27 protein-coding genes are annotated in these 24606 nt (G+C 35.3%); 19 read left to right on the forward strand and 8 right to left on the reverse strand.

The features are described from left to right. Positions 1-51: 51 nt before the first annotated feature. The 8 genes from EG344_RS15780 to EG344_RS15815 all read left to right on the forward strand — a co-directional run bounded on the left by EG344_RS15780 (position 52) and on the right by EG344_RS15815 (position 9025). Positions 52-471 carry a DUF2147 domain-containing protein gene (locus EG344_RS15780; protein ID WP_123910233.1) on the forward strand — a complete coding sequence of 140 codons (420 nt, stop codon included), beginning with the start codon at positions 52-54 and terminating at the stop codon, positions 469-471. Positions 472-831: 360 nt separating this feature from the next. Next, complete coding sequence (locus EG344_RS15785) at positions 832-1812, forward strand: pyruvate dehydrogenase complex E1 component subunit beta (protein ID WP_045500521.1); 981 nt, start codon at positions 832-834, stop codon at positions 1810-1812. A gap of 125 nt (positions 1813-1937) precedes the next feature. Next, on the forward strand, positions 1938-3929 hold the full coding sequence (locus EG344_RS15790; RefSeq protein ID WP_123910234.1) for a KUP/HAK/KT family potassium transporter: 1992 nt from the start codon (positions 1938-1940) through the stop codon (positions 3927-3929). 67 nt (positions 3930-3996) lie between these two features. Continuing rightward, positions 3997-4470 carry a Fur family transcriptional regulator gene (locus tag EG344_RS15795; protein ID WP_002976876.1) on the forward strand — a complete coding sequence of 158 codons (474 nt, stop codon included), beginning with the start codon at positions 3997-3999 and terminating at the stop codon, positions 4468-4470. Positions 4471-4473: 3 nt separating this feature from the next. Next, positions 4474-6216, forward strand: coding sequence for an OstA-like protein (locus EG344_RS15800; protein WP_123910236.1), 1743 nt, complete (start codon positions 4474-4476; stop codon positions 6214-6216). Between the two features lie 163 nt (positions 6217-6379). Further along, complete coding sequence (locus EG344_RS15805) at positions 6380-7555, forward strand: aspartate aminotransferase family protein (protein ID WP_123910238.1); 1176 nt, start codon at positions 6380-6382, stop codon at positions 7553-7555. 189 nt (positions 7556-7744) lie between these two features. After that, entirely contained in the window at positions 7745-8131 is a 387-nt protein-coding gene (locus EG344_RS15810; protein ID WP_034696870.1) for an START-like domain-containing protein, read from the forward strand. A 78-nt stretch (positions 8132-8209) separates the two neighbouring features. Further along, positions 8210-9025 (forward strand): aminotransferase class IV, encoded by an 816-nt coding sequence (locus tag EG344_RS15815; RefSeq protein WP_123910240.1) that lies wholly within the window; start codon positions 8210-8212, stop codon positions 9023-9025. A gap of 82 nt (positions 9026-9107) precedes the next feature. Here the strand turns inward: EG344_RS15815 and EG344_RS15820 are convergent, their stop codons facing one another. Then, on the reverse strand, positions 9108-9692 hold the full coding sequence (locus EG344_RS15820; RefSeq protein WP_123910242.1) for an N-acetylmuramoyl-L-alanine amidase: 585 nt from the start codon (positions 9690-9692) through the stop codon (positions 9108-9110). Positions 9693-9796: 104 nt separating this feature from the next. After that, the gene (locus tag EG344_RS15825; RefSeq protein WP_123910243.1) at positions 9797-10348 is read right to left on the reverse strand and encodes a YqgE/AlgH family protein; all 552 of its coding nucleotides are present in this window, start codon (positions 10346-10348) and stop codon (positions 9797-9799) included. 24 nt (positions 10349-10372) lie between these two features. On the opposite strand from EG344_RS15825, the gene pdxH reads away from it, so the two are divergent. Continuing rightward, positions 10373-11014 (forward strand): pyridoxamine 5'-phosphate oxidase, encoded by a 642-nt coding sequence (gene pdxH, locus EG344_RS15830; RefSeq protein ID WP_123910245.1) that lies wholly within the window; start codon positions 10373-10375, stop codon positions 11012-11014. Positions 11015-11494: 480 nt separating this feature from the next. Here the strand turns inward: pdxH and EG344_RS15835 are convergent, their stop codons facing one another. Then, positions 11495-11785, reverse strand: coding sequence for an HU family DNA-binding protein (locus EG344_RS15835; RefSeq protein ID WP_027379880.1), 291 nt, complete (start codon positions 11783-11785; stop codon positions 11495-11497). Positions 11786-12184: 399 nt separating this feature from the next. Here EG344_RS15835 and panD point away from each other — a divergent pair, with 399 nt between their 5' ends. The 8 genes from panD to EG344_RS15875 all read left to right on the forward strand — a co-directional run bounded on the left by panD (position 12185) and on the right by EG344_RS15875 (position 19604). Beyond that, positions 12185-12535 carry an aspartate 1-decarboxylase gene (panD, locus tag EG344_RS15840; protein WP_002976902.1) on the forward strand — a complete coding sequence of 117 codons (351 nt, stop codon included), beginning with the start codon at positions 12185-12187 and terminating at the stop codon, positions 12533-12535. A 3-nt stretch (positions 12536-12538) separates the two neighbouring features. Beyond that, positions 12539-13564, forward strand: coding sequence for a lysylphosphatidylglycerol synthase transmembrane domain-containing protein (locus tag EG344_RS15845; RefSeq protein WP_123910247.1), 1026 nt, complete (start codon positions 12539-12541; stop codon positions 13562-13564). Positions 13565-13747: 183 nt separating this feature from the next. Next, complete coding sequence (locus EG344_RS15850; protein WP_123857455.1) at positions 13748-14323, forward strand: TerD family protein; 576 nt, start codon at positions 13748-13750, stop codon at positions 14321-14323. A 25-nt stretch (positions 14324-14348) separates the two neighbouring features. Further along, complete coding sequence (locus tag EG344_RS15855) at positions 14349-15023, forward strand: TerD family protein (RefSeq protein WP_123910249.1); 675 nt, start codon at positions 14349-14351, stop codon at positions 15021-15023. 81 nt (positions 15024-15104) lie between these two features. Beyond that, positions 15105-15743: a vWA domain-containing protein gene (locus EG344_RS15860; protein ID WP_123910251.1), complete on the forward strand. Its 639-nt coding sequence runs from the start codon at positions 15105-15107 to the stop codon at positions 15741-15743. Between the two features lie 18 nt (positions 15744-15761). Beyond that, positions 15762-16805: a TerY-C metal binding domain-containing protein gene (locus tag EG344_RS15865; protein ID WP_123910253.1), complete on the forward strand. Its 1044-nt coding sequence runs from the start codon at positions 15762-15764 to the stop codon at positions 16803-16805. 12 nt (positions 16806-16817) lie between these two features. Further along, positions 16818-18086 (forward strand): PP2C family serine/threonine-protein phosphatase, encoded by a 1269-nt coding sequence (locus tag EG344_RS15870; RefSeq protein WP_123910255.1) that lies wholly within the window; start codon positions 16818-16820, stop codon positions 18084-18086. 6 nt (positions 18087-18092) lie between these two features. Next, positions 18093-19604, forward strand: coding sequence for a helix-hairpin-helix domain-containing protein (locus EG344_RS15875; RefSeq protein ID WP_123910256.1), 1512 nt, complete (start codon positions 18093-18095; stop codon positions 19602-19604). 353 nt (positions 19605-19957) lie between these two features. Here the strand turns inward: EG344_RS15875 and EG344_RS15880 are convergent, their stop codons facing one another. The 5 genes from EG344_RS15880 to EG344_RS15900 all read right to left on the reverse strand — a co-directional run bounded on the left by EG344_RS15880 (position 19958) and on the right by EG344_RS15900 (position 23857). After that, entirely contained in the window at positions 19958-20398 is a 441-nt protein-coding gene (locus EG344_RS15880) for a GNAT family N-acetyltransferase (RefSeq protein WP_123910259.1), read from the reverse strand. Between the two features lie 96 nt (positions 20399-20494). Beyond that, positions 20495-21043 (reverse strand): hypothetical protein, encoded by a 549-nt coding sequence (locus EG344_RS15885; protein WP_123910261.1) that lies wholly within the window; start codon positions 21041-21043, stop codon positions 20495-20497. Between the two features lie 138 nt (positions 21044-21181). Then, positions 21182-22381, reverse strand: a complete 1200-nt coding sequence (tyrS, locus tag EG344_RS15890) for a tyrosine--tRNA ligase (protein WP_123910263.1) — start codon at positions 22379-22381, stop codon at positions 21182-21184. Positions 22382-22770: 389 nt separating this feature from the next. Then, positions 22771-23259: a GNAT family N-acetyltransferase gene (locus EG344_RS15895; protein ID WP_123910265.1), complete on the reverse strand. Its 489-nt coding sequence runs from the start codon at positions 23257-23259 to the stop codon at positions 22771-22773. After that, complete coding sequence (locus tag EG344_RS15900; RefSeq protein WP_123910267.1) at positions 23237-23857, reverse strand: TetR/AcrR family transcriptional regulator; 621 nt, start codon at positions 23855-23857, stop codon at positions 23237-23239. The genes EG344_RS15895 and EG344_RS15900 overlap by 23 nt, the downstream gene beginning before the upstream one ends. Positions 23858-23959: 102 nt before the next feature. On the opposite strand from EG344_RS15900, the gene EG344_RS24395 reads away from it, so the two are divergent. Together EG344_RS24395 and EG344_RS15905 are read left to right on the forward strand one after the other, a co-directional pair. Beyond that, positions 23960-24094 carry a hypothetical protein gene (locus EG344_RS24395; RefSeq protein WP_262697020.1) on the forward strand — a complete coding sequence of 45 codons (135 nt, stop codon included), beginning with the start codon at positions 23960-23962 and terminating at the stop codon, positions 24092-24094. Then, complete coding sequence (locus EG344_RS15905) at positions 24094-24489, forward strand: hypothetical protein (RefSeq protein ID WP_123910269.1); 396 nt, start codon at positions 24094-24096, stop codon at positions 24487-24489. The genes EG344_RS24395 and EG344_RS15905 overlap by 1 nt, the downstream gene beginning before the upstream one ends. The last annotated feature ends 117 nt before the right edge of the window (positions 24490-24606 follow it).

The raw sequence follows: 24606 nt of genomic DNA on the forward strand, positions 1-24606 counted from the left end.
TTTATCAATACATAGAAAAGTATATTGTATTAAAATTAAAACTATAGAAATATGAAAAAAATAATGTTAACATTCGCGCTTTCTTTATTTGGTGTGATGACATTTGCGCAGATAGAAGGAAAGTGGAAGACAATAGATGATGAAACAAAACAAGCTAAATCTATTGTAGAGATATTCAAAAAATCTGATGGTAAGTATTATGGGAAGGTTTCTCAATTATTAATAAAACCTGCTGATCCTAATTGCACAGTTTGTAAAGATGACAGAAAAGGTAAACCAATTTTAGGATTGGAAATCATCAGAGGATTGAAAAAAGAAGGGGATGAGTTTACCGGAGGTAGTATCACAGATCCTAAAACAGGAAAAACTTACAAATGTACCATTACAAAAAGCGGTGATAAGCTTAATGTAAGAGGGTATTTGGGATTATCATTATTAGGAAGAACCCAGGTTTGGGAGAAAGCTAATTAATATAAGTTTAAATAGAATTTTAAGATGACATTTCAGAAATGAAATGTCATTTTTTTGAAAAATAGGTAACGAAAATAAAATCGCCCCACTTATAAGGATAGGAGCAAAGGATAGAAGAAGCTGGAAACTATTGTTGGTTTTATGATAATTCCGTCAGTGAAAAAAGGCAATAAAAAGATATTTGGTTATTCTTTTAAGCCTACATAACCTCTCTTTTCCAGCCTCCAGCTTCCCTCCATCACAAAATATTCGTTCTTAGCTTATTATTAATATTGAGACTTCTCATTCAAATGAGGCACCTTTTTATTATGTGTATAATAAAAAAACACTATTTTTGTAGTCTAAATTTTTCAAGAAAATATGGCAGAATATACTTTTCGTGAGGTAATTGCGCAGGCAATGAGCGAGGAAATGCGTAAAGACGAATCCATTTACCTGATGGGGGAGGAAGTTGCAGAATATAATGGTGCATATAAAGCTTCAAAAGGAATGCTGGATGAATTTGGTCCAAAAAGAGTAATCGATACACCGATTGCAGAACTTGGATTTACAGGGATCTCTGTAGGAGCTGCAATGAATGGGAACAGACCTATCGTAGAATTTATGACATTCAATTTCTCCTTAGTAGGAATTGATCAGATTATTAATAATGCGGCGAAAATCCGTCAGATGAGTGGTGGACAGTGGAACTGCCCAATCGTTTTCCGTGGACCTACTGCTTCTGCAGGACAATTAGGAGCTACTCACTCTCAGGCTTTTGAAGGTTGGTTTGCCAACTGTCCTGGACTTAAGGTGGTAGTACCTTCAAACCCTTATGATGCAAAAGGATTGTTGAAAACAGCTATTCAGGATAATGACCCGGTGATCTTCATGGAATCTGAACAAATGTATGGTGATAAAATGGAAATTCCTGAAGAAGAGTACTACTTACCTATCGGAAAAGCAGATATCAAGAGAGAAGGTAAAGATGTTACTTTAGTTTCTTTTGGTAAGATCATGAAGTTGGCAATGCAGGCAGCTGAAGATATGGAGAAAGAAGGAATCTCTGTTGAAGTTATTGACCTTAGAACAGTTCGTCCTTTAGATTTTGATACTATTTTAGCATCCGTAAAGAAAACAAATAGATTAGTGATCTTAGAAGAAGCTTGGCCATTTGGATCAATATCTTCTGAAATTACTTATATGGTACAGCAAAAAGCATTCGATTATTTAGATGCTCCAATCAAGAGAATTACTACTCCTGATGCACCTGCACCTTACTCTGCTGCATTATTTGCAGAATGGTTCCCTAAGCTTGAAAAAGTAAAAGAGGAAATCAAAAAAGCGATGTACGTTAAATAATGATATAGATTATAGAGAAAAACTTCCGAAAGGAAGTTTTTTCATTTATTATATTCATGAAGAAAAATTCTTAGGGTCATAAAATTGATATAAATTTGCGCTTTTAAAAAAATAAATTGGCTGATATGGCAGAAGTTACAGAAGGCGGTCATCACTTTGACCTAAAGAAGCTTTCATTTGTAGGCGTTATAGTTTCGCTTGGAATCGTTTTCGGAGATATTGGTACCTCACCACTCTATGTAATGAAGGCGATTGTGAATGCAAGAAAAGAAGGCGCTACGATGCCATTTGATGAATACATTGAAGGAGCATTATCCTGTATCATCTGGACATTGACGCTTCAGACTACCCTGAAATACGTGATTATTGCTTTAAGAGCAGATAACAAAGGGGAAGGTGGAATTCTTGCGTTGTATTCACTGGTAAAAAAACTCAAGAAAAAATGGCTGTATGTAGTCGCCATTATTGGAGCCTCCACGCTCGTAGCAGATAGTGTAATCACCCCTTCCTTAACGGTGATGTCTGCAATTGAAGGGTTAAAAATCTATAACCCCGAAACTCCGGTAGTTCTCATTACCTTAATCATTCTATTCATTGTTTTTGTCGTACAACAGTTCGGAACAGCTTCTATTGGAAAGTTCTTTGGACCTGTGATGGTGACCTGGTTCCTTGTTTTAGGAATTTCCGGATCAATGCATATTTTTGACCATATTGAGATCATCAGGGCTTTCAATCCAATGTATGCGTATAATCTGATTACGCATTCATCAAGTGCCATTGTAATTATGGGGGCCGTATTCCTGTGTACTACCGGAGCCGAAGCTTTATACTCGGATTTGGGACACTGTGGAGCAAAGAATATCAGAATCAGCTGGATTTTTGTTAAGCTTATGCTTATCCTGAACTATTTAGGGCAGGGATCTTGGCTATTGGATAACTACCATCAGGTACATAACGGAGTGAATCCATTCTTTGGAATTATGCCGGAATGGGCTGTTCTACCAAGTGTAATCCTGGCTACTGCGGCAGCAATTATTGCCAGTCAGGCGGTTATTACAGGATCATTTACCATGTTCTCAGAAGCTATGTCTATTTCTTTCTGGCCCAATCAGCATATTGAATATCCTTCAGGGATTAAAGGACAGATGTATATTCCTAGAATTAATTGGGGGTTGATGGCTTTCTGTTTTGTAGTAGTAATATTCTTCCAGAAATCAGAACGTATGGAAGCTGCCTATGGACTTACCATTACCATTACCATGTTGATGACTACAATTCTTCTCTTATTCTGGCTGAGCCGTACAAGAGTGAGTAAGATTTTTATTGCAGGTTTTGCTGTTGTATATCTGTTCCTGGAATCAGGATTCTTCTATGCCAACGTCATTAAATTTGTAGATGGAGGTTGGTTAACAATGGTGTTAGGTGGATTTATCGCTGTATGTATGTACGCATGGTACAACGGAAGATTAATTAAAGCAAATTTCATCCAATATGTAAAAATTGATAAATACATTTCCATCCTTAAGGATATGAAGCTGGATGAAACCATTCCAAAATATGCAACAAACCTTGCTTATCTGAGCAGGGCTAAAAGAAATGATGAAGTAGAATCCAAAATTATTTATTCCATCATCAAAAAACAGCCAAAAAGAGCAGATCATTACTTTATCCTGAGTATTGTGAATCAGGAGGATCCATATACATTCAAGTATACGGTAGATGAAATTCTTCCTGGAACCGTGTATAAGATTAATTTCCTTTTAGGATTTAAGGTAGACCGAAGAATCAATGACTATTTCAATATGGTATTGAGAGATCTTATGGCAGATGGAACCATTCCTTCAAGAAGCAGTCATCCGTCTCTAAGAGCGCATGATATACCGCCAGATTTGAAATATGTGATCATAGATAACACCTATATCAACGATATACTTTTAACTGTTAAACAGAAGATTACGCTTAATATTTACAACTTTGTGAAGTATATCGGAAGTGATGACTTTAAAGCATGGGGAGTGTCTTCGCACAACGTAGAAGTAGAATCTGCCCCTATTACGGAACTTACAGTTTATGACAATAAAATTGAACAGTCCGGGTACTTCCGTCACAACTCATAATTCTGGAGTATTTAAACCATACTATCTATTTAAATAAAATTCAATAAATTTGTAGATAATTTTTTTAATGGATACAATACAAAAAGAAAAAAATATAGCTTTGATCAAGGATGTTTTAAGAAACTACTTATTAGAAAAAGGGTTCAGAAACACTCCTGAAAGATATACGATATTAGAAGAAATTTATAATATGGATCATCACTTCAATGTTGATGATCTGTATCTTCTGATGATGCAGAAGAAATACCATGTTTCTAAGGCAACTATTTATAATACTATTGAAATTTTCCTTGATGCCGGTTTAATCCGTAAGCATCAATTCGGAGAAAAGACCCTTACCTCTTCATCTTATGAGAAGTCTTATTTTGACAAACAGCATGATCACCTGGTGATCTACAAAAAAGACTCTGATAAAGAAATTGAAGAAATTATTGAATTCTGTGACCCAAGAATTCAAGGAATCAAAGAAGCCATTGAAGAAGCATTTGGCGTAAAAATTGATTCTCATTCGCTATATTTCTATGGCACTAAGAATGACTAATTAATGAGAAAAATCCTTTTTCTGTTTATCTTTATTTCTACGCTTAGTTTTGCGCAGGATAAAACTCCTGTGAAGAGAGATCCCTATTTACAGACTCCTTCACCTGCAAAACCACAGCCGTTGAAACCTGAAGATAAAATAAAACTTATCAACGCAGATAAAATTATTAAAGATCCCACAAAGTATGATGGTAATCAGTATTTCGTAGGAAATGTTCAGATAGAACAAAAGGGATCTATACTTACCGCAGATGAAGTTGTTTTGTATAGTGAAGAAAACTTTGCTAAAGCAATTGGAAACGCAAAACTTCAAAATGCCGATGGTTCTGTGATTACCGCAGGAGAAATGGAATATGATGGGAATACCCAAAAAGGTGTTGCCAGAAAAAATGTTGTTTTAACAGATCCTAAGCAGACCATTAAAACTGATATTTTGTATTATGATAAACTGTCGAGCCAGGCTTATTTTAATACAGGAGGTACCATTTCTGACAACCAAGGGAATGTGATGTATACCAAATCCGCAACCTATTTTCTCGATACCAAAATGATTGATTTTGTAGGAAATGTGAAAATAGACAATGCTCAATACATCATTGAAGGAGTTAATATCAAGCAGAATCAAAATACCAAAGTAGCCGAATTTTTTGGACCGACTACCATTACCAATAGAGCTAATCCTAAAAACAGGGTTTACACAGAAAGAGGAACCTATAGAATGGAAACCAAAGAAGCTTTCCTGAATAAAAATTCCAAGATCTTTTATAATGATAAAATCCTTACCGGTGATGATATGTATTTTAATCAGATCACAGGTTTTGGAAAAGCTACAGGTAATGTAAAACTGGATGATCCGAAAGAAAGAAGATACATGAAAGGGGGATATGGTGAAATCTTTGAGAAAAAAGATTCTTCAATGATGACTAAAAATCCCTATGCTGTAAAAATTATGGAAAAAGATACCGCGTATTTTGCAGCAGAAAAGATTATCTCTTATCAAAAACCGGATTCTTTAGATATCAGTATAAAGAAAAGCTTTTTAAGAGCCTATAAAAAAGCAAGAATGTATAAATCCAATGCACAAGGAAGAGCAGACTCTATTGCTTTTAATGAGACGGATGGTGTTATGCATATGTATACAAAACCTATTTTATGGAGTGGTGAAAAGCAAGTGACAGGAGATAAAGTGGAAGCCTATTTTAATACTAAGAATGAAAATATAGACTCCTTAAAAGTAATCGGAAATGCCTTTGCTATTAGTAAAGTAGATTCTTTAACCCTGAAAGATGAATTCAATCAGGTGAAAGGGAAATATATGACCGTTTACTATCAGGGTAATGATATTAAAGAGGCCAGAGTGGTTGGAAATGCACAGTCTATTGCCTATGTAGATGATGTAAACAAAGAAACCCAAAAGCCGGAAAGAATTGGAATCACACTTTCAGCTTGCGGTATTATTGGTGCCTTGTTTGAGGAAAGAGCCTTGCAGATTATTTCTTGCAGTATTGGGGCTACCGCAGATACCTATCCGATGAGTAAAATAGAACCTTCAAGAAGAAAGTTTCCTGATTTTAACTGGAATACTAAAGACCGGATCAGGAAATGGCAGGATATACTGGTAGATACTCCAAATTATGAAGAAACCAAATATTCTTCTGATAACGAGCTGTATGACCAGGCCCAGGAAGTTATAGAAAAACAACGGGCCAAAGAAGAGGCTAAGAAGCCAAAAAGAGTAAGAAAATAATTACAATATAAACCGCTTTATTTTAAAGCGGTTTTTTGTTTTTTTATGCTTAGACTGATAAAATTACTCTTAATAACTTAAGAGTAATTTTTATTCCCGATCAATAATTTCGGCGTTTGACGAATCTTTTATAGCTTTGCTGAAATTTTTTGAGACAATGGAAATGCACAAAGATTTTTTTATATATCAGGCACAAACCACAAAATTTGCTGCAGGTTTTGAAGTTGAAAAAGCGGAAGGAAATTATATCTATGGGACAGACGGGAGAAAATACCTTGATTTTGTAGCGGGAGTTTCTGCCAATACATTGGGACACTCCCATCCCAAAATAGTCAACGCGATCAAGGAACAGGCTGATAAATATCTTCATGTAATGGTATACGGAGAGTATGCTCAGGAAAAACCAATTGCATTATGTAAATTACTTGCAGAAGCTACTCCGGAACCTCTGGAGGTAACGTATCTGGTGAATAGCGGTGCAGAAGCTATTGATGGAAGTTTGAAGCTGGCTAAAAGATATACAGGAAGAGAGGAGATTATTTCTTTTAAAAACTCTTATCATGGAAACACCCATGGAGCATTAAGTGTTTCAGGAAATGAAAATCATAAAAGAGAATTCCGCCCATTGTTGCCTATGATTACTTTTATTGAATTCAATAATGAAAATGAGTTTGATAAGATTACAGAAAAAACAGCCTGTGTAATTCTGGAAACCATTCAAGGGGCTGCGGGGTTTCTGGTACCGAATACCGATTATTTGATTAAACTGAAAAGAAGATGTGAAGAAGTAGGAGCACTTTTAATTCTGGATGAAATTCAGCCTGGGTTTGGAAGAACAGGAAAACTGTTTTCATTTGAACATTTCGGAATTGTTCCGGACATTCTTGTGATGGGAAAAGGAATGGGAGGCGGTGTTCCGGTAGGAGCCTTCATGAGTTCCAGAAAAATTATGGAAACGTTATCTCATTCTCCGAAGTTAGGACACGTTACTACTTTTGGAGGAAATCCACTGATTGCTGCAGCCAGCTATGCTACTTTGAAAGAAGTGCTGGAAAGCGGTCTAATGGAAGAGATCGAAGAGAAGGAGAAGCTGTTCAGAGAACTTTTGGTACATCCGAAGATTAAAAATATTAATGGTAAAGGTCTGATGCTGGCAGTAAATCTTGGAGAACCTGAGTATACTTTACATGTTGCTAAAAAATGTATGGAAAAAGGACTTATTGTATTCTGGCAGTTGTACAGAAATGAATATTTGAGAATCTCTCCACCCCTTACATTATCTCTTGATGAAATTCGAGAAGGTTGTCAGATTATACTTGATATTCTGAATGAAGATTAAAGATAAAGTCTCTCCAAACGGGGAGATTTTTTTTATGCTTTACATGGTAATTTTAAAGGCTAATACTTAACATAATACATATTTATAATCTCTGATAAATATCATGCATATTCTTTAAAAAAGTAACTGCAATTTTGTGTAATAAAAAAATTAATTTATATATTGCGGGACGATAAAAACAAAGATTATATGGCGAAACATAAAGTCCATTACGAATTCCCAATGCATTGTTTATCAGAGATTTTATACGAATATCTGGCTACAGCGGAGGGGTTGTCTGAATGGTTTGCGGATGAGGTTACAGAGAAAGGCGATGATTTCTTTTTTAGCTGGGGTGGAGGACCTGCTGAAAAGGCCACTTTGATCAGATATAAGCCTGAAGGTTTCGTGCGTTTCAGATGGGAAGAAGATGAAGGAACGAAAAACTTCTTTGAAATGACTATCACTATAGATGATATTACAGAAGATTTGGCACTGAATATTACAGATTTCTGTGAAGAAGGTGACGAAGAAGAAAACGCAATGTATTGGGAAAATCTTATTGAGAATCTCAGAATAAAATTAGGTGCTGCATAATGCAGGGCTGTATCAAATGATAAAACTGATGAACGATTTATCGTTCATTATTTTTTTGTAAATAAATCACATCAAAAATTGGAAAATCAATATTTTACATCGGACGCATTGAATGTAAAGAACAGAGCCTTTCTTTGGGGCGATGCAGTGAAGGTTTCTTTCTTTGTAAGAGACGGTAAATTGATCATGGATGAAGAATGTTATTTCTTCCTGATGGCTTCCATGAGAAAGATGAGAATGAATATTCCTTTAACTTATACCCTGGAGTTTTTTCAGTCTTTATTCCAAAAGGATATTATAGACGGCAAAGGAATAAAAAATGGAATTATTAATTTCCAGGTATTTAGAAATCAGGATGCTGTGACATTGGCGAAATCTTCAATTTCTTATTTTTATGAAGTTGAAGAGATGGACGATATACTTGCGGTTCATCAGAGACCTTTGGAGCTGGATATGATTAAGGAAATTAATGTAAATAATAATCTGTTAAGCAATATCAGAGTACACAGTCCGGAAAATATCTATGGAGGAATTTATGCTCAGGAAAATGATCTTGATGATGTTATTCTTTTAAACCCTAATAAAAGAATTGCCCGTACTACTTCCGGTAACCTTTTATTGATGGAAGGTGATATTATTAAAGTTCCAAAACAGACGGAAGGGGCTTACATCTCGCCTTTAATGGAAAATTTTGTTACTTTCTTACATAAAAATAAACTGGCTGATATCCAGGAGCATGAAATTATTGCATTTGAATCTCAGAAAGCAGAAGAAATTTTAATGATTTCTGATGAGAAAGGCATATTTTCTGTAGGTAAAATAAGAAATAAAACCTTTGAAACTTCCCGATTTACAGAATTGGTAGAAAGTTGGAAAAAGAGTTTTAACTCATAAAATTGACAAACCCGGTAAACAACAAAGTTACAAAGTCCTTTACCGGGTTTTATTCTGAGTAAATCAGAAATTGTTTCTATATTTAATTTCCGTTGATAATGTCAACGAATTTTCTTGCGATTTCTTTTTGTCCGCTTTCACTGGTAATATAAGTTCTGTCTGCAGAATTATTAATAAATCCAAGCTCAACCAATACAGCAGGTGCTTTGGTTTCTCTTAAAATATGAAGATTATTACGTTCTTCAATTTTACGGACATTAAATTTTTTATAGATTTTTCCCGCCAGTTTCTTAGAGTCTTCAGCATTTTGAACATATATTTCAGTTCCATGTTTAGGTGTTTCTGCCTGAGGAGAAGTATTAACATGGAGTGAAATGACCATTTCCGGATTCAGTTTGTTGATTTGATTCGTTCTTTCAGAAAGACTTGGGTAAGTATCTTCATTTCTTATTAAAATCACTTCGTATTGCTCCTGCTTTTCATTAAGCTTTTGAATTTCTTTCGCGATTTTTAATGTGATATCTTTTTCACTAAAGCGCCCATAGACGGCACCATTATCATTTCCGCCATGGCCGGCATCGATGACAATATATTTCTTGTTAAGAGGAGTGAATGATAAAAAAGCAGTCGAAAAGATTGATAAAGCAAGTAATGTAATACCTTTCATTTCAGTGATTTTTGGTTTTCCAAAGAACGGGAAAAGTTTCTTTAAAATTGGTTAACGAAATATTAAAATTTGTTAATTATTTTATTGATCTGAAAGAGATATTGCTAATTTAATGAAATATCCTCAGGAGAATTAGCCCAAAGTAAGAATTCTCCGCCAAGATTCTGCATGATAGATTTCCATAAAGTCTGATCATTCGGAAGAGTGTAATCCAGATTATAAACATCTACTACGGTCCACATCTTTCTCTGAACCTCACTATCCAGTTGATTAGGAGCCCATCCAGAATATCCGGAAAAGATTTTGATATTGTGAATATCCAGTTCATTGGCCAAAACAGCATTGATGATCCGTTCAATATCTTCAGTAAGATAAAATTCATCAGTGATATCAGTATAAATTTCAGTCACTTTTTCATCTCCTTTTACAATGAAAAATACCTTGTCATTTTCTACAGGACCACCATCATAGACCTCGATCTTAAAATCGAAGAAATCTTTGAATTTGCTACTCATCTGGCTGTTTTTTTTATTCAGGATCAAACCAAAAGCTCCACTTTCGTTATGTTCAATAACCAATACTACCGATCTGGAAAAAATATCGCCGGAAATGTCAGGTGTCGAGATTAATATTTTACCTTTGTATGAGTGATTCATACTCAAATTTAATAAAAAATATTTATGGAAAACCTGCACGACAAAAGAAAAGTGTATGATAAATCCCAACTTATTGAAAGTGAGATAAAACAAAATCCAATTGAGCAGTTTAGAGACTGGTTTTTGGATGCGAGCGAGAGCCCTGAGGTCTCAGAAGCTAATGCCATGGCAGTATCTACGGTAGAGGAAGATGGTTGTCCGAGAACAAGAATGGTATTGTTGAAGGCATACACTCATGAAGGGTTTATTTTTTATACCAATTACAACAGTAGAAAAGGAAAAGCAATAGAAAATAATCATAAAGCTTGCCTGCATTTTTTCTGGCCTAACCTGGAGAGGCAGATTATCATTAAAGCTGATCTTGAAAAAGTAGCAGAGAACTTGAGTGATGGTTATTTTCATTCAAGACCGAAAGGAAGCCAGTTAGGTGCTGTAGTTTCTCCACAAAGTCAGGAAATTCCTAACCGTGAATTTCTGGAAGAAAAATTAAAAGACCTTGAAAAAGAATACGAAAACGCAGAAGTTCCAAGGCCAGATCATTGGGGAGGATACCTTGCAAAACCTTATGAAATTGAATTCTGGCAGGGAAGACCTAACCGTCTTCACGACAGAATTGTTTATACGTTGGATGGTCTGGACTGGAAGATTTCCCGACTGGCTCCATAAGGAATAGGTTGTAGGTATAGGGATAGGATGTCCAGAGTTTACCTAAAATCTATTCATTGTCAAAGACAAGAAGGAAAGTATCACATAAAGTTGTATACATCGACAGAAGCGGGCTTTAGCCCGCTTATTTATTATACCTAACCTAAAGGCTTAGCCAAAACTTACTAATATTAATGTTTTCATTCTCTTTACAACCTTCCTCCATTCTAATCACTTAATTTGGATCTAAACCGTAGAGATATTGATAAAAGAAATTAGAAGGCTTGTAGAGTGTTTAGAATAAGACCCGGTTCATGTTAAATCATAATATTTTAATAAGCAGAGTGCTGTTATAAAAGGTTTTCCTAATATGTGAATATTCCTCTGTTACTCTATTGACTTATATTTACATATAGGAATTCATAATCTAATATCTGTAATTATAAGACAAAAAAAAGACCGTTTCCAGGAAACGGTCTTGAATTTTTGTAATCTGAATGATTATTTTTTCTTAGCACCAGAAACTGCGTTTGATAAATCAGCTCCAGCCTTGAATTTAGCAACTTTTTTAGCAGCAATTTTGATTGGTTTTTTAGTTGCAGGGTTGATCCCTTGTCTAGCCGCTCTCTCAGCTACTGAGAAAGTACCGAAACCTACTAAAGAAACTTTTCCGTCTTTTTTCTTTAAAGTAGAAGTTACGTTACCAATGAAAGATTCTAAAGCAGCTTTTGCTGCAACTTTAGTGATACCTGCATCTTTTGCGATTGCGTCGATTAATTCAGACTTGTTCATAATTTTTAATATTAAAGTTAGTTCGTAATTATAGCAAATATAATACTATTTTCTAATTGTGCAATTTTTTTATAAAAACTTATGCAAATTTTTTACTTTTCAGTGAAAACAGTTAAAATATGATAATTCGTATTTCAACGAAAAATCTACGTTACGGGTTACTAAAATCATGCCAAATGCTTATGTTTATTGACTTTAGCAAAAAGTTAATATTATTTCCTGTATTTATTAAATCCTAAATTGTGTGTAAAGTATTGATGTTTTTAAGAATATAATTGTTAATAATATAACTAATGATCTCTTTTTTTGTGTTTTATAAAATTAAACCCCGTTGTTTATGGGAGTTTTTTAATGGTAGTGAAGGTCTGTTTTATTAATTTTTATTAATAAATTTGCAGCATGTTAATAGAAGTTTTTAAGTCCAAGATCCATAGGGTACGAGTGACAGCCTCAGACCTTAATTATATAGGAAGTATAACGATAGATGAAGATCTTATAGAAGCTGCCGGTTTGGTAGTGGGAGAAAGGGTCTATATCGTCAATGTGAACAACGGAGAACGTTTTGATACATATGTTATCAAAGGGAAAAGAAAATCCGGAGAAGTATGTCTTAACGGGCCTGCTGCAAGAAAAGTACAGAAGGATGACATTATCATCATTATTGCTTATGCGCAGATGACTCCTGAAGAAGCTAAAGACTTCCAGCCGAAGATCGTTTTCCCGGATGAAAAAACAAACCTTCTTACGTAATTCATGGAGAAAACATCAAAAAATCCTTTAAAATCAATACTTACAATAGTAATATCGCTTGCTTTTGCAGGCTTTTTTTTATGGCTTGCCTTACGGGGACTTGATTTTAAAGTGATTCAACAGTCATTGGCTAAAGCTAATTATCTTTGGGTATTATTTGCCTCTGTTTTTGGCCTTCTTGCTTATTGGTTCAGAGCGATTCGATGGAACCTGATGCTGGAACCGATGGGACATAGTATTTCCAATTCAAACTCACTTTGGTCTATTTCATTTGGATATCTAATGAACCTGACAATTCCAAGGAGTGGAGAGCTGGCAAGAGCTACCGCTTTATATGGTGTAGAAAAAGTACCTGTAGACCAATCTTTTGGAACAATTATTCTGGAAAGAGTGGTAGATTTAATCTGTATGCTTGGTTTTCTCGGGCTGACATTATTGTTTAAATATGAAGCTATTTTGTCATTCTATGAAAATTCAGGAGTTACTATTAATCCTAACAAAATTTTACTTGTTCTTTCTGTATTAATTGGAGGTACGGTTTTGTTTTTTGCTTTTAAAAAGAGATTGGCAAATATTCCATTTCTAGGTAAGATTGTCAATTTTATAGATGGAATTTTTCAGGGATTGACTACTATTTTCAAATTAAAACAAAAAGGGAAATTTATATTATATACACTGGGAATCTGGATTTCCTATTATTTTGCAGCTTATCTGGTATGTTTTGCACTTCCTGAAACTTCTGCATTTACCTTTGCAGATGGTTTCTTCATTATTGTCGTAGGAACATTAGGAATGATTATTCCGGCGAGTGGTGGGATAGGTGCTTATAATCTGGCGATGAAGTATGGTTTCATGGCTCTTTTTATCTCAGTAGGAAAAAGTGCTGACCTTGGTGGTGAAATGGGGCTGACCTATTCTTTTATTTCTTTACCGCTTCAGATAGTGATTATGTTGGTAATGGGACTTATTTCTATTCCTATGTTAGCCAAAGCAAGAAATGAAGCCGCTTCAGAAAAGGTTTTTAAATAATTAATTCAACAATTATATGATATAAAGGTCCAGTTTTTTAATTGGACCTTTTTTATTGTCTTTTATTTCAAGGAGGAAATTAGATTTACTTGTCTTATATCCATTATTTTTAGCAAATAAATTTGGTCAGTTCGTAAATCAAATCTATCTTAATGGAAAAAATAATTCATAACATAAAATACTATGGCAATTAATCTACAGAAAGGACAAAAGATCGAGATCGGACTGACTAAAATGACGATAGGACTTGGTTGGGATCCTAATGAAGGGACAGGCTACGACTTCGATCTTGATGCTTCAGCAATTATGATCGATTCTGACAGAAAATTAGTAAGCGAGGAATATTTTGTTTTTTATAATAATTTAAATTCACCGGATGGAGCTCTTACCCATACCGGAGATGATCCAAGTGGAAAGAACAGTGACGGGGATGATGATGAGGCAATCATTATTGATCTTGATAAAGTAGATTCAAGAGTTGAGGAAATTCTTTTTGTGGTAACTATTGAAGACTTTGAAAGAAGAAAACAGAACTTCGGACAGGTAAGAAATTCTTATATCAGAGTGGTAGATAACAGTACTCACCAGGAGATTGCAAAATATGAACTGGATGAAGACTTTTCCATTGAAACAGGAGTAGAATTCGGAAGACTGTATAAAAGAAACGGAAGCTGGAAGTTTGAAGCTTCAGGAATCGGATACAGAGCAGATCTTGGCTTCTTCCTTGAAAAATATTATAAAGGACAAATCATCAAATAAACATTAAATACACAAAACAATAGCTATGGCAATTAATTTACAGAAAGGTCAAACGATTGATTTAAGAAAAAATGACCGTGGAGAAAGTGTTTATGACCTTTCGAAAGTAACGATCGGTTTAGGATGGGATGTAAGAAAACAAGGAGGTTTCTTTGGGAAACTTTTTAATAAGGAAGCTGAATATGATCTTGATGCAGTAGCATTTCTTCTGGATGGTAGCGGAAAGGTTGCCAATTTGGGAAGAACGGTTCAGACCAATGACGGAAGACAGATGGGATTGTATCAGGGAGATGTGGTTTTCTTCAATTCTATGCAGCATCCGAGTGGAAATGTATGGCTTACGGGAGATAATAGAACCGGTGCCGGAGATGGGGATGATGAGCAGATCATTGTAAAATTGGATCAGCTGGATCAAAGCTATCAGAAAATTGTGTTTTTGGTTACCATTTACCAGGGAAGAACCAATAACCAACACTTTGGAATGATTGAAAATGCATTTATCCGTGCCGTGGATGCTACAGGTAAAGAAATTACAAAATACAGCCTTTCCGGAGATTCAAGTATGAACGGAATGTGTGCAATGGTTTTTGCAGAGGCCTATCGTCATAATGGAGATTGGAAGTTCCGTGCAGTAGGAGAACCTCACAATACGGATAACTTTATTGATATTCTGAGACAGCAGTACTCATATTCAAACTAGATTGTAAATTTCTATTCAACATATAAGCCGGCTGGGAAGTCTTCGACTTCCTCCGCCGGCTTCAGAATTAATAACCGCCTTATGACCAGAAGATTATTAGCTTATTTTTTACTGGATACTTCCGGTTCCATGAATGGGGAACCCATCCAGGCGCTGAACAACGGCTTCAATGGACTCATCAGCATGCTTCGTACAGATCCGCAAGCGATGGAAAGCCTTCATTTAAGTGTCATAACCTTTGATAGAGAGGTTAAGAATATTATTCCGTTAACTGCTCTTGCCAATTTTTATCCCATGGAGATTACCTGTCCGGATAGTGGCCCCACCCATACGGGAGCAGCGCTAGAAATGGTAGCTGAACTTGTTCAGAAAGATGTTGTAAAAGGATCTGCTGATGAAAAAGGGGACTGGCAGCCGTTACTTTTTATATTTACAGACGGAAAACCTTCTGATATTCAGAAATACAGACAAATGATTCCTGTACTTAGAGGTCTTGAGTTTGGCGGTATTGTAGGTTGTGCAGCAGGTCCCAAAGCTGATGAGCAGTTTCTTAAGGAACTTACAGATCATGTCGTAAAGCTTGATACTACAGATGCTATTACCCTTTCTTCCTTTTTCAAATGGGTGAGTTCTTCTATTACACAAGGTGGGCATTCACAAAATACAGCAGATCATGTAACATTGCCTCCGCCACCGTCGGAGCTTACTATTATTATTTAAAAAAATGTCTTTACAGATATGAGAAGGCTACCCATTTATTTTTTGATCGATGTCTCCGAATCTATGGTAGGAGATCCAATTGAGCAGGTACAGGAAGGAATTTCCAATATCGTCAGAGAGCTGAAAAAAGATCCGTATTCACTGGAAACAGTTTATATTTCCGTGGTAGGTTTTGCCGGAGAGGCTGAAGTGATTACGCCATTGCAGGATATTATCAGTTTTTATCCGCCTAAAATTCCGATTGGAAGCGGAACCTCGTTGTCTCAGGGGTTGATTAAAATTATGGATTGTATTGATAAGGATGTAGTAAAGACAACTTATGACCGTAAAGGTGACTGGAAACCTATTGTTTTTCTGTTTACAGACGGTGTTCCAACGGATGATGCGACTAAAGCGATCGAAAGATGGAATACCAAGTATAATGGAAAGGCTAATACCATTGCCGTTTCTATAGGGGAAAATACAAATTATAGGCTTTTAGGCTCATTGGCGGATAACGTTTTACTCTTCAATAATACAGATGAAAATTCATATAAAGAATTCTTCAAATGGGTAACAGATTCTATTAAAACAACCAGCCAAAGTGTTACTGAAGCAAAAAAAGAAGGAATCAATCTTTCCAAAATTGATTCTGTTATTCTTGAAAAGGTAGATCCACAGATGGAGCAGCGTTTTCCAGATAATAATTTTGTGGTTTTGAATGGTAAATGCTCAGAGACGGACAAGCTCTATCTGATGAAATTAAAAAAAACGTTCGGGGAATCAAGTATTCCGGGGATGTCTACCAGATATTATAAATTGGAAGGAGCTTATAAAATTGATGAAAAATCCTATTACAGACTGTCTTCTGCACAAAGGAGTCATCTGAAAATTTCAATAGAAGAACTTCAGGGCGGAACTTCATGTCCGCAATGTGCCAATCCTATTGCTCTTGCCACCTGCTCTTGCGGTGGAATTCATTGCCTTCAAGGAGAAGGATATAATAAATGCCCTTGGTGTGGAACTTCAGATTATTACGGATATTCCGGGGGAGGATTTGATATCAATAGAACGTTAGGTTAAATCATATGAGCCATGAAAATACCTTCATTTTATTTTGGAACCGGGAAAGAGCCTATGGGAAAAGGGGCAATTTATAAAGAGAAAGAAGAATTTAAAGAAGCTCACTGGGTATTGCAACATGCCCATTCAGGGAAGTTCTATGAATGCAGCTTTGGAATGTCTGATTTTCCAAATATCAGGATTAAAACTGTCAACAACTTAGAAGAAACCGGTCTTGTGTTTGAAAATAACAGCATTTCCGGAATTCCGGTGGCCCATAATCTTTATCATCTGGATATTGAATTTTTCCACACCGAGGATAGAGAGAATATTGAGATTAAGAGAGTTCAGCTATTGGTTAATGTTGATCCCAAAGATTTATGGAAGAGTATTCCAAGTGATAGAAATGCCGATTTTTATAAAGAAGATGAGGTTTCATTTCAGGGAACATTCTCTGATAAAAAAATTGTTGTAGCTTCTAAAAGGGGCCGTTCTCATGCTCATGAAGGAAAATTCAGAGAAGATGATTTTGCTGTGAATAAACTTTTTGCAGAATGGAATGTTATTTCCGTTTCTGATGGTGCCGGTTCTGCTGTAATGGCACGGGAAGGTTCAAGGCTGGCAACAGTTTCTATCAATCAGTTTTTAAGTGATCCGGATGTTTTAAATGAAATTGAAAATAATATCACTATCATTTATACCCCAGGAAATTTGCAAAAAGAACTGGATGAAGCGAAAGAAAATGTAATAAGAGTTCTGTATAAAGGGGTTTTATACGTTCATAACACATTGGAAAAAACCGCTGCAGAAAATAAACTCTCCATTAATGATCTTCATGCTACTCTTATTTTTGCTTTGGTTAAAAAGTTCAGTTTTGGATATGTTATCCTGAGTTTCGGAGTAGGAGACTGCCCAATTAACCTCATCAATACAGATTTTTCCGCGGTAGAACTTCTGAATACTATGGATGTGGGAGAATTCAGTGGTGGTACCCGTTTTATGACGATGAAGGAAATTTTCAGTAATCATATTGCTTCCCGTTTCAGGATAACTTGTGTTGAAGATTTTTCATATCTGGTGCTCATGACAGACGGTATTTATGATCCGAAATTCCTTACAGAGAACAAACTGGAAGATACAGAAAGCTGGAAAATGTTTTTTAATGATCTTAACGGAGATAACGATGATCTTGCTAAGATAGACTTTATCAATGATGCCAAGATTGCTCAACAGCTTCTGCATTGGACTGATTTCTGGAGCAAAGGTAATCATGACGACCGTACACTAGCCATAATTTATTAATTCAATATGAAAAATACCATTAAGGTTGTTTCTGTTCTGGATGCAGCCAAGTCCTATGAGTATGTAGATGAAAAGCCCATTCAGGGTGGAGTAAAAGATGTTTATTTCTCGCCGGATAGGAAGTATGTAGTTGCTTTTTATAGAAATCCATTGGATGAGGGGCAGAAGGAAAGAATTATGAGAATTGTTTCTATTTATCTTCAAAGTATACAAAATGGAAATGCTGCAGAATATTTTCTGAATGAAATATTCAGATGGCCTTATGATATTGTTGAAAAAGATAGGCTGACTGGAATTATTGTTCCTATTTACAATCAAAAATTTTTCTTTGCTAAAGGATATGTAGGTTCTGATAATATTCAGGGTGAAGATAAAGTAGGAAAATGGTTTACAGCTCCGATGTTTAGAAATCCGCAGTATCCACTGAGGCTGGATCAGTCTGAACTTGGGGACTGGTTAAGCTATTTTCAGATTGCCATTAATATCAGCCGAGGAGTAAAGAAGCTTCATCAGATGGGATTAGCTCATTCAGATTTGTCTTATAACAATATTTTAGTAGATCCTGTAACCAAATCAGCCTGTATTATTGATATTGATGGTCTTGTTGTCCCCAAATTATTTCCACCGGAAGTCATAGGGACGGCAGATTTTATAGCTCCTGAAGTTTTAAAGACCCAACATTTGGGACTTCAGGATCCGGGAAGACATCTGCCTAATCAAAAAACCGATCTGCATGCTCTTGCAGTTTTGATTTACATGTATCTGTTAAGAAGACACCCTCTTCGAGGTGGAAAGATCTGGGATCTGGATTCTGAAAAGGATGAACTCATATCTATGGGTGAAAAAGCACTGTTTGTAGAACATCCTAATGATCCTTCCAATAATGTAAGAGCCGATCATCTTAGGAAATGGGATGTTTTCTGGGGCGATCCGCAAAAGAACCCTTATACCGTAACAGGTCCGTATATTACAGATTTGTTCAGAAAAACATTTATAGAGGGATTACACGACCCGATCAGGCGCCCCACTGCCAACGAATGGGAAACAGCTTTGCTGAAAACAGTAGATCTGATACAGCCTTGTAAGAATCCGGAATGTACTGAAAAATGGTACGTCTTTGACAATACCAGCAATCCGAAATGTCCTTTCTGCGGAACTCCACATCAGGGAACACTTCCGGTTCTTGATTTATACTTTAGATTTGATGATGAGGTCTGGAAACCGGAAAACCACCGATTGATGGTGTACCATAATCAATATTTGTTCAAATGGCATGTTTCAAGGAAGGTGATTAGAAATGAAAACCTGGCTATGCAGGATAAAATACCTGTAGGATATTTTACATTTCATCAGGGAAAGTGGGTATTGGTCAATCAAAGTTTATCAGGTATGAAAGATATTACAGAACAGAAAGAAATTCCGCCGGGATCTATGGTTGAACTGACTGATGGAAAGAAAATATTGTTGTCTGCAGAAGATGGAGGAAGATTAATCTATGTAACAATGGCAAATCAGTAGTTCAATTAGGCAGAAAGCGAGGAGAATGAAGCCGTAAATATAATCTCAACAATAAAATAAAAGTATTTAAATTCAATAGAAGTGGGTTTTAGCCCGCTTTTTTATATTTTACCCAACTCCAATGGCTTTAGACCAAACCTCTATTTTTTTATACTCTTACAGATTTTTACACAATCATCTGCTCAATCAACGAGAGTAAAATATTTCTACAGATTTTTTGTACAATTATCTGTGAAAATCCGTATCTGTGGGAAAATAAAATCAACCATAAAAATCACAAAAGCTCTTTTCACACTTAAAAAACTTTAAGTTAAAAGCTTTCTGCATAAGATTATTAGTGTAAAGTATTTGTGCTAAAAAGGAGAGAACTTCATGAAGTAAGAATGCTCATCTTCGTTTACGATTTTGAACCCTAAACTCGAATATAGATGCTGAGCCTTATTGGTTTTTAAAACACTTAAAGAAGCCGTTTTTCCTGTTGCAGAAGCTTCTTCTAAAATATCAGCCAGGATCATTCTTCCTAATCCTTTGCCTTGTTGGCTGGGATCAATCTGAAGCTGTAATATATCGATATTGGTATCTGCTCGATCTATTTTCAGAAGCCCAATAGGATTATGGTCCAGAAAAATAATAGAGGCCTTGTCAAACTGATAGAGGATCCGTTGAAGTGTCGTTTCCTGGTCTGTAGGAAGGTTAGATTCTGCATAGTGCGGAACCATGGTCTTTGTTCTCAGATCAAGGAGATAATCAATATCTTTTTCTGTAGCTTTTTGATAAGTAAGTGGAGTTTTCATAGTTTTTTTAATTCGAATTTCAGGCCATACTTTCCCTGACCGGAAAAATTAATAAGTACCTATCTTTAACAATATTTCCTGAACTTGATTTAAAGTTTAATCAAATGTAATATTTCTTTGTTGAAGATATGCTTCATTAATATTTTCTTTTTCAATGCGATCCGGATACATTGTTATTTTTATAAACTCTTCATCCGGGTAAAGACCTCCTAAAAACAACTCATTTTCTATTATTTTGACCTGGATGGTAAGTGCATTGATAAGGATTTCTTCATCCTTTAAAGTTTCGATATTAAAAATAAACAATCTCTGATAATAAGTATCTTTATACTTAATGATAAGATAATTTTCATGAAAATACAAAAGACCATCCCGGAAAATTGCTTGTCCCAAGGTATTAATAGGTGGTTTCCATGTAAGCAGTTTCTTTTTTTTCAGTCTGATATGAACCTTTTCTTTTCCCGCTTCATTACATTGCCACCAGGCAATAATCCCATCTTTATTGATCGCTGTTTGGTGGGGTGACACTGAATTTTCAGTACCCAAATGATCTATCCAGACAATCTTTTGTTGACTAAGTTCAGTTTTTATATGATCTGTGGATAATTCTTCATCAATCAGGGTAAGGATTTCAGCCTGCGTCATTACTTTTTTATTTCTGAAGGCGAAGATATTGATTTAATTAGACTTGGAAATAAAAAGATCACCTTAGAGAGGTGAGGAATACCGGAAATAGTTGTTGAATTTAGAATTCTTTATACTTCCGGCATTCAATCTCTTATTTTAGACCAATTCAAAAAAGCTTCTTCTACCGATCTTTATTTTGACCTCTTTTGTCAACACTATTTCCTCATCCGGATTTATGGTTTTAACAGAATTTATCTGCACACCGCCACTTTCGATAAGTCTTCGAACTGCAGATTTGCTGAGGTCTTTTTTTAACTGATGACAAAGTTCAAGAATAGTTGTTTTATGCTGAACATGATTCAGTACGCTGATAGAAACAGGATCAAAGTTTTTTTCTTCAAAATTCTTATTCTGAAATTGGTTATTGAAGAACAGTTCTGCATTTTCAGCGGCTTCCTCATTATGGTATTGACGGATAATATTTTTAGCCACGAGTTTTTTTATATTCATCGGGTTTTCACCGTTTTCTATTTTTGATTTTAAGCTCTCTTTCTCTTCCATTGAAAAATCAGTGGTAAGGTCGATGAATTCATCAATTAATGCATCAGGAATAGACATGGTTTTTCCAAACATTTCATTCGGTTCATCAGTTAACCCGATAATATTGTTCAAAGACTTGCTCATTTTTTCCTTTCCGTCCAATCCTTTCAATAGCGGCATACACATTACAATCTGCGCCGGCATCTGATGAACCTCCTGTAGTTGTCTTCCCATCGTACAGTTGAAAAGCTGATCGGTGCCTCCCATTTCGATATCACACTCAATTTTTACAGAATCAAAGCCCTGAAGAATAGGGTATACCAATTCATGCATGGCAATAGGGGTATTTTCTGTAAATCTTTTATTAAAATCATTTCTGTGCATCAGCTGTGCAACCGTAACTTTTGATAGCAGTTGAATCACCTCAGAAAAATTCAATGCGTCAAGCCAGTCAGAATTGAAGACAATCTTTGTTCTTTCAACATCAATAATCTTCGAGAGCTGATTGATATAAGTCTGTGCATTATGCTGAACATCCTCAGTACTTAATGGTTTTCTTGCTTTGTTCTTTCCGGTAGGATCACCAATTCTTGCGGTAAAACTTCCCACTACAATAATAACTTGGTGGCCCAGGTCCTGAAACTGCTTCAGTTTTTTAAGAACAACGGCGTGTCCCAGATGTAAATCAGGAGCAGTAGGATCAAACCCTAATTTGATAGAAAGTGTTCGATTTTCTTCTTTAGCTTGTTTTAATTTCTCTTCCAATCCGTTTTCAGGCAGAATAATAGAGACATTTTCTTGTAATGTATTAATCATGTTGAATAGTTTTAAATGAAAAAAGCCCGGACAATACTGTCCGGGCTCTATATGTTAATTAGATTATTTAATTTAGAATACAGATATAGAAAGTCTTCCCGAACGATAGCCCGGAGTGTAATATTCACTGAAGAATGGAAGACGCAATATGCTGTTTAAGTGTTTCATTAATATTGTAAATATATAGGATTTCTCCTGAAGTTCCAATATTTAAACCATTAAGATGTAGTGTAGTGGTTATAACAAGATTTGTTTTTTAAAGAAAAAACTTAACCATTTACGTATCTTAATGGTCTAAAATAATGGTTCAAAACAATTTTACTTGCCATTTCTGAAGCTAATTTTGTGCCACAAATTCTTAAAAATACGCTTATATGTTTTTTATCATGTTATAAGTATTTTTCCATTTTATAATTGATGATATCAATCCCTTTTACATGCACTGTTTGTTCCAGAATGACCTTAAAATTCATCCTTTCAAAAAAAGGTTTTGCCGTTTTGCTGACTTCAGCAGTCAGTAATTTTTGATCCTGCTCTAAAGCCTTTTCCTCGATGAGGTGGTAGAGCTGGGAAGCAATTCCCTGATGCTGATAATCTTTATGAACAAATAACAAATCGATATAATTTCCCTGGTCAAGGGTACAAAAACCAACTATTTTATTTTCGGACTCAGCAATTAGAATATATTGTTCTTCCATGACGTTCAGCCATCTTTTTGTATTCTCTGATCCGGATTTCCAGGCTTCCAGCTGATCTGTATTGTAATCTTCTTTGCAAACAGCTGTAATAGTATCCTTAAAAAGCAGCAGCATCTCAGAAAGATCTTCCTGGTTTGATTTTCTGATGGTGATTGGATTATTGGATGTACTGTTTTTCATAAATTTTTTGCTGTTCTTTATTGAGTAAAGGATAGAAGAGATTCATCAGTAAAAGGGTGTAAGACTCAATAGCGGCTTTTTTATTCAGTTTTGAGATCAGTCTGTTGTGAGTAAGCCAGTTGTCTGCTAGAATAAAAATCTGTTCGGTAAGACTATTGATGATAAAATCAGGAATATCCTTTTTTAAAATATTGTTTTTTTGAAGATCGGTGAAGATCAATTGAAACTCCTCTCTTCTGCTAAAATTAATTCCTTCATACTTTGCCTCAACCTCCGGGATTTTTTTTAATACATCAACAAGATTGACAAAAATGAACCGATAATGATAGAAAATTTCACAAGTAGAAGAGGTTAAAATGTAAAGATCTTCCAATGTTTTGTTTTCTTTTGCCTTCATTTTGTTCAGTAGTTCATCCATTTTAAGGGTAAGCTCAGCAAATAGGATTTTGATGATGTCTTCAGAATGCCTGAAATGGTAATGAAGATTTCCCGGGCTGATGGAAAGTTCAGCTGCAATATGCCTTGTTGTAATATTGTTGTATCCCTTTTCATTAAAGAGTTCCAGTGCCTTGAACAAAATTTTTTCTTTTGTGCTCATCTTTCAAAGATAAGAATAATAAAGGCTGGTAATAAATCATATTTTAAAAATTAGAACAATTGTTCTAATTTAGGTATATTTGTTATATCAAATCTTATTACAATGGAAGGAAAACAAAAGTTTGATTACGAGGCTGCTGGAAAGAGTGAAAAGAACAATGAAACCGATATTCAGGATATCATGGCCAAAGTACTTCAGGTTATCATCGGATTTATCATGGCCGTACTGCACATGTGATGAAAAAGCAGATTTCATATTGGTTTTTGTTGGGATTGGCTGTCTGGGCAGTGATGATCCTGCTGAGAAAGAATGGTATTTTTATTCCTGTTATCAATAATCATTTTACTGATTTTATTACCATTCCGATGTACTGTTATCTGATAGAATATATCATGAATTCATTGTTGGGATTTCACTGGAAACCGGATTTTAAATTTGTCCTCACATCCATTTTATATCTATCTTTTTTGTTTGAAATCCTTTGCCCGAAACTTTCACCTTTATTCACAGGGGATATTTTTGATGTATTATCCTATTTTCTTGGAGGAATGTTGTATTACTTTTTTAAGATCAGATCATTTTCTGTTTTAAAAAAAGGGGTGGAGTACATTGGATCAATATTAAAGATTTGAAGCTTTTTTGAATTTGACACAAAGTTTTATTTAAAATGCAGATTATTTTAAAAGACCGGCAGAACCTTATTGAAAAGGAACTGCCGGTCGCGGGTTATTGTTTTTATCCTGTTTTTT

The organism is Chryseobacterium sp. G0162, assembly GCF_003815715.1.
Taxonomy (GTDB): Bacteria; Bacteroidota; Bacteroidia; order Flavobacteriales; family Weeksellaceae; genus Chryseobacterium.

Bases quoted from the DNA above. Each gene is read 5' to 3' on its own strand.
- EG344_RS15780 (WP_123910233.1), top strand. From the start codon at position 52: ATGAAAAAAATAATGTTAACATTCGCGCTTTCTTTATTTGGTGTGATG.
- EG344_RS15785 (WP_045500521.1), top strand. From the start codon at position 832: ATGGCAGAATATACTTTTCGTGAGGTAATTGCGCAGGCAATGAGCGAG.
- EG344_RS15790 (WP_123910234.1), top strand. From the start codon at position 1,938: ATGGCAGAAGTTACAGAAGGCGGTCATCACTTTGACCTAAAGAAGCTT.
- EG344_RS15795 (WP_002976876.1), top strand. From the start codon at position 3,997: ATGGATACAATACAAAAAGAAAAAAATATAGCTTTGATCAAGGATGTT.
- EG344_RS15800 (WP_123910236.1), top strand. From the start codon at position 4,474: ATGAGAAAAATCCTTTTTCTGTTTATCTTTATTTCTACGCTTAGTTTT.
- EG344_RS15805 (WP_123910238.1), top strand. From the start codon at position 6,380: ATGCACAAAGATTTTTTTATATATCAGGCACAAACCACAAAATTTGCT.
- EG344_RS15810 (WP_034696870.1), top strand. From the start codon at position 7,745: ATGGCGAAACATAAAGTCCATTACGAATTCCCAATGCATTGTTTATCA.
- EG344_RS15820 (WP_123910242.1), bottom strand. From the start codon at position 9,692: ATGAAAGGTATTACATTACTTGCTTTATCAATCTTTTCGACTGCTTTT.
- EG344_RS15825 (WP_123910243.1), bottom strand. From the start codon at position 10,348: ATGAATCACTCATACAAAGGTAAAATATTAATCTCGACACCTGACATT.
- pdxH (WP_123910245.1), top strand. From the start codon at position 10,373: ATGGAAAACCTGCACGACAAAAGAAAAGTGTATGATAAATCCCAACTT.
- EG344_RS15835 (WP_027379880.1), bottom strand. From the start codon at position 11,785: ATGAACAAGTCTGAATTAATCGACGCAATCGCAAAAGATGCAGGTATC.
- panD (WP_002976902.1), top strand. From the start codon at position 12,185: ATGTTAATAGAAGTTTTTAAGTCCAAGATCCATAGGGTACGAGTGACA.
- EG344_RS15845 (WP_123910247.1), top strand. From the start codon at position 12,539: ATGGAGAAAACATCAAAAAATCCTTTAAAATCAATACTTACAATAGTA.
- EG344_RS15850 (WP_123857455.1), top strand. From the start codon at position 13,748: ATGGCAATTAATCTACAGAAAGGACAAAAGATCGAGATCGGACTGACT.
- EG344_RS15855 (WP_123910249.1), top strand. From the start codon at position 14,349: ATGGCAATTAATTTACAGAAAGGTCAAACGATTGATTTAAGAAAAAAT.
- EG344_RS15860 (WP_123910251.1), top strand. From the start codon at position 15,105: ATGACCAGAAGATTATTAGCTTATTTTTTACTGGATACTTCCGGTTCC.
- EG344_RS15865 (WP_123910253.1), top strand. From the start codon at position 15,762: ATGAGAAGGCTACCCATTTATTTTTTGATCGATGTCTCCGAATCTATG.
- EG344_RS15870 (WP_123910255.1), top strand. From the start codon at position 16,818: ATGAAAATACCTTCATTTTATTTTGGAACCGGGAAAGAGCCTATGGGA.
- EG344_RS15875 (WP_123910256.1), top strand. From the start codon at position 18,093: ATGAAAAATACCATTAAGGTTGTTTCTGTTCTGGATGCAGCCAAGTCC.
- EG344_RS15880 (WP_123910259.1), bottom strand. From the start codon at position 20,398: ATGAAAACTCCACTTACTTATCAAAAAGCTACAGAAAAAGATATTGAT.
- EG344_RS15885 (WP_123910261.1), bottom strand. From the start codon at position 21,043: ATGACGCAGGCTGAAATCCTTACCCTGATTGATGAAGAATTATCCACA.
- tyrS (WP_123910263.1), bottom strand. From the start codon at position 22,381: ATGATTAATACATTACAAGAAAATGTCTCTATTATTCTGCCTGAAAAC.
- EG344_RS15895 (WP_123910265.1), bottom strand. From the start codon at position 23,259: ATGAAAAACAGTACATCCAATAATCCAATCACCATCAGAAAATCAAAC.
- EG344_RS15900 (WP_123910267.1), bottom strand. From the start codon at position 23,857: ATGAGCACAAAAGAAAAAATTTTGTTCAAGGCACTGGAACTCTTTAAT.
- EG344_RS24395 (WP_262697020.1), top strand. From the start codon at position 23,960: ATGGAAGGAAAACAAAAGTTTGATTACGAGGCTGCTGGAAAGAGTGAA.
- EG344_RS15905 (WP_123910269.1), top strand. From the start codon at position 24,094: ATGAAAAAGCAGATTTCATATTGGTTTTTGTTGGGATTGGCTGTCTGG.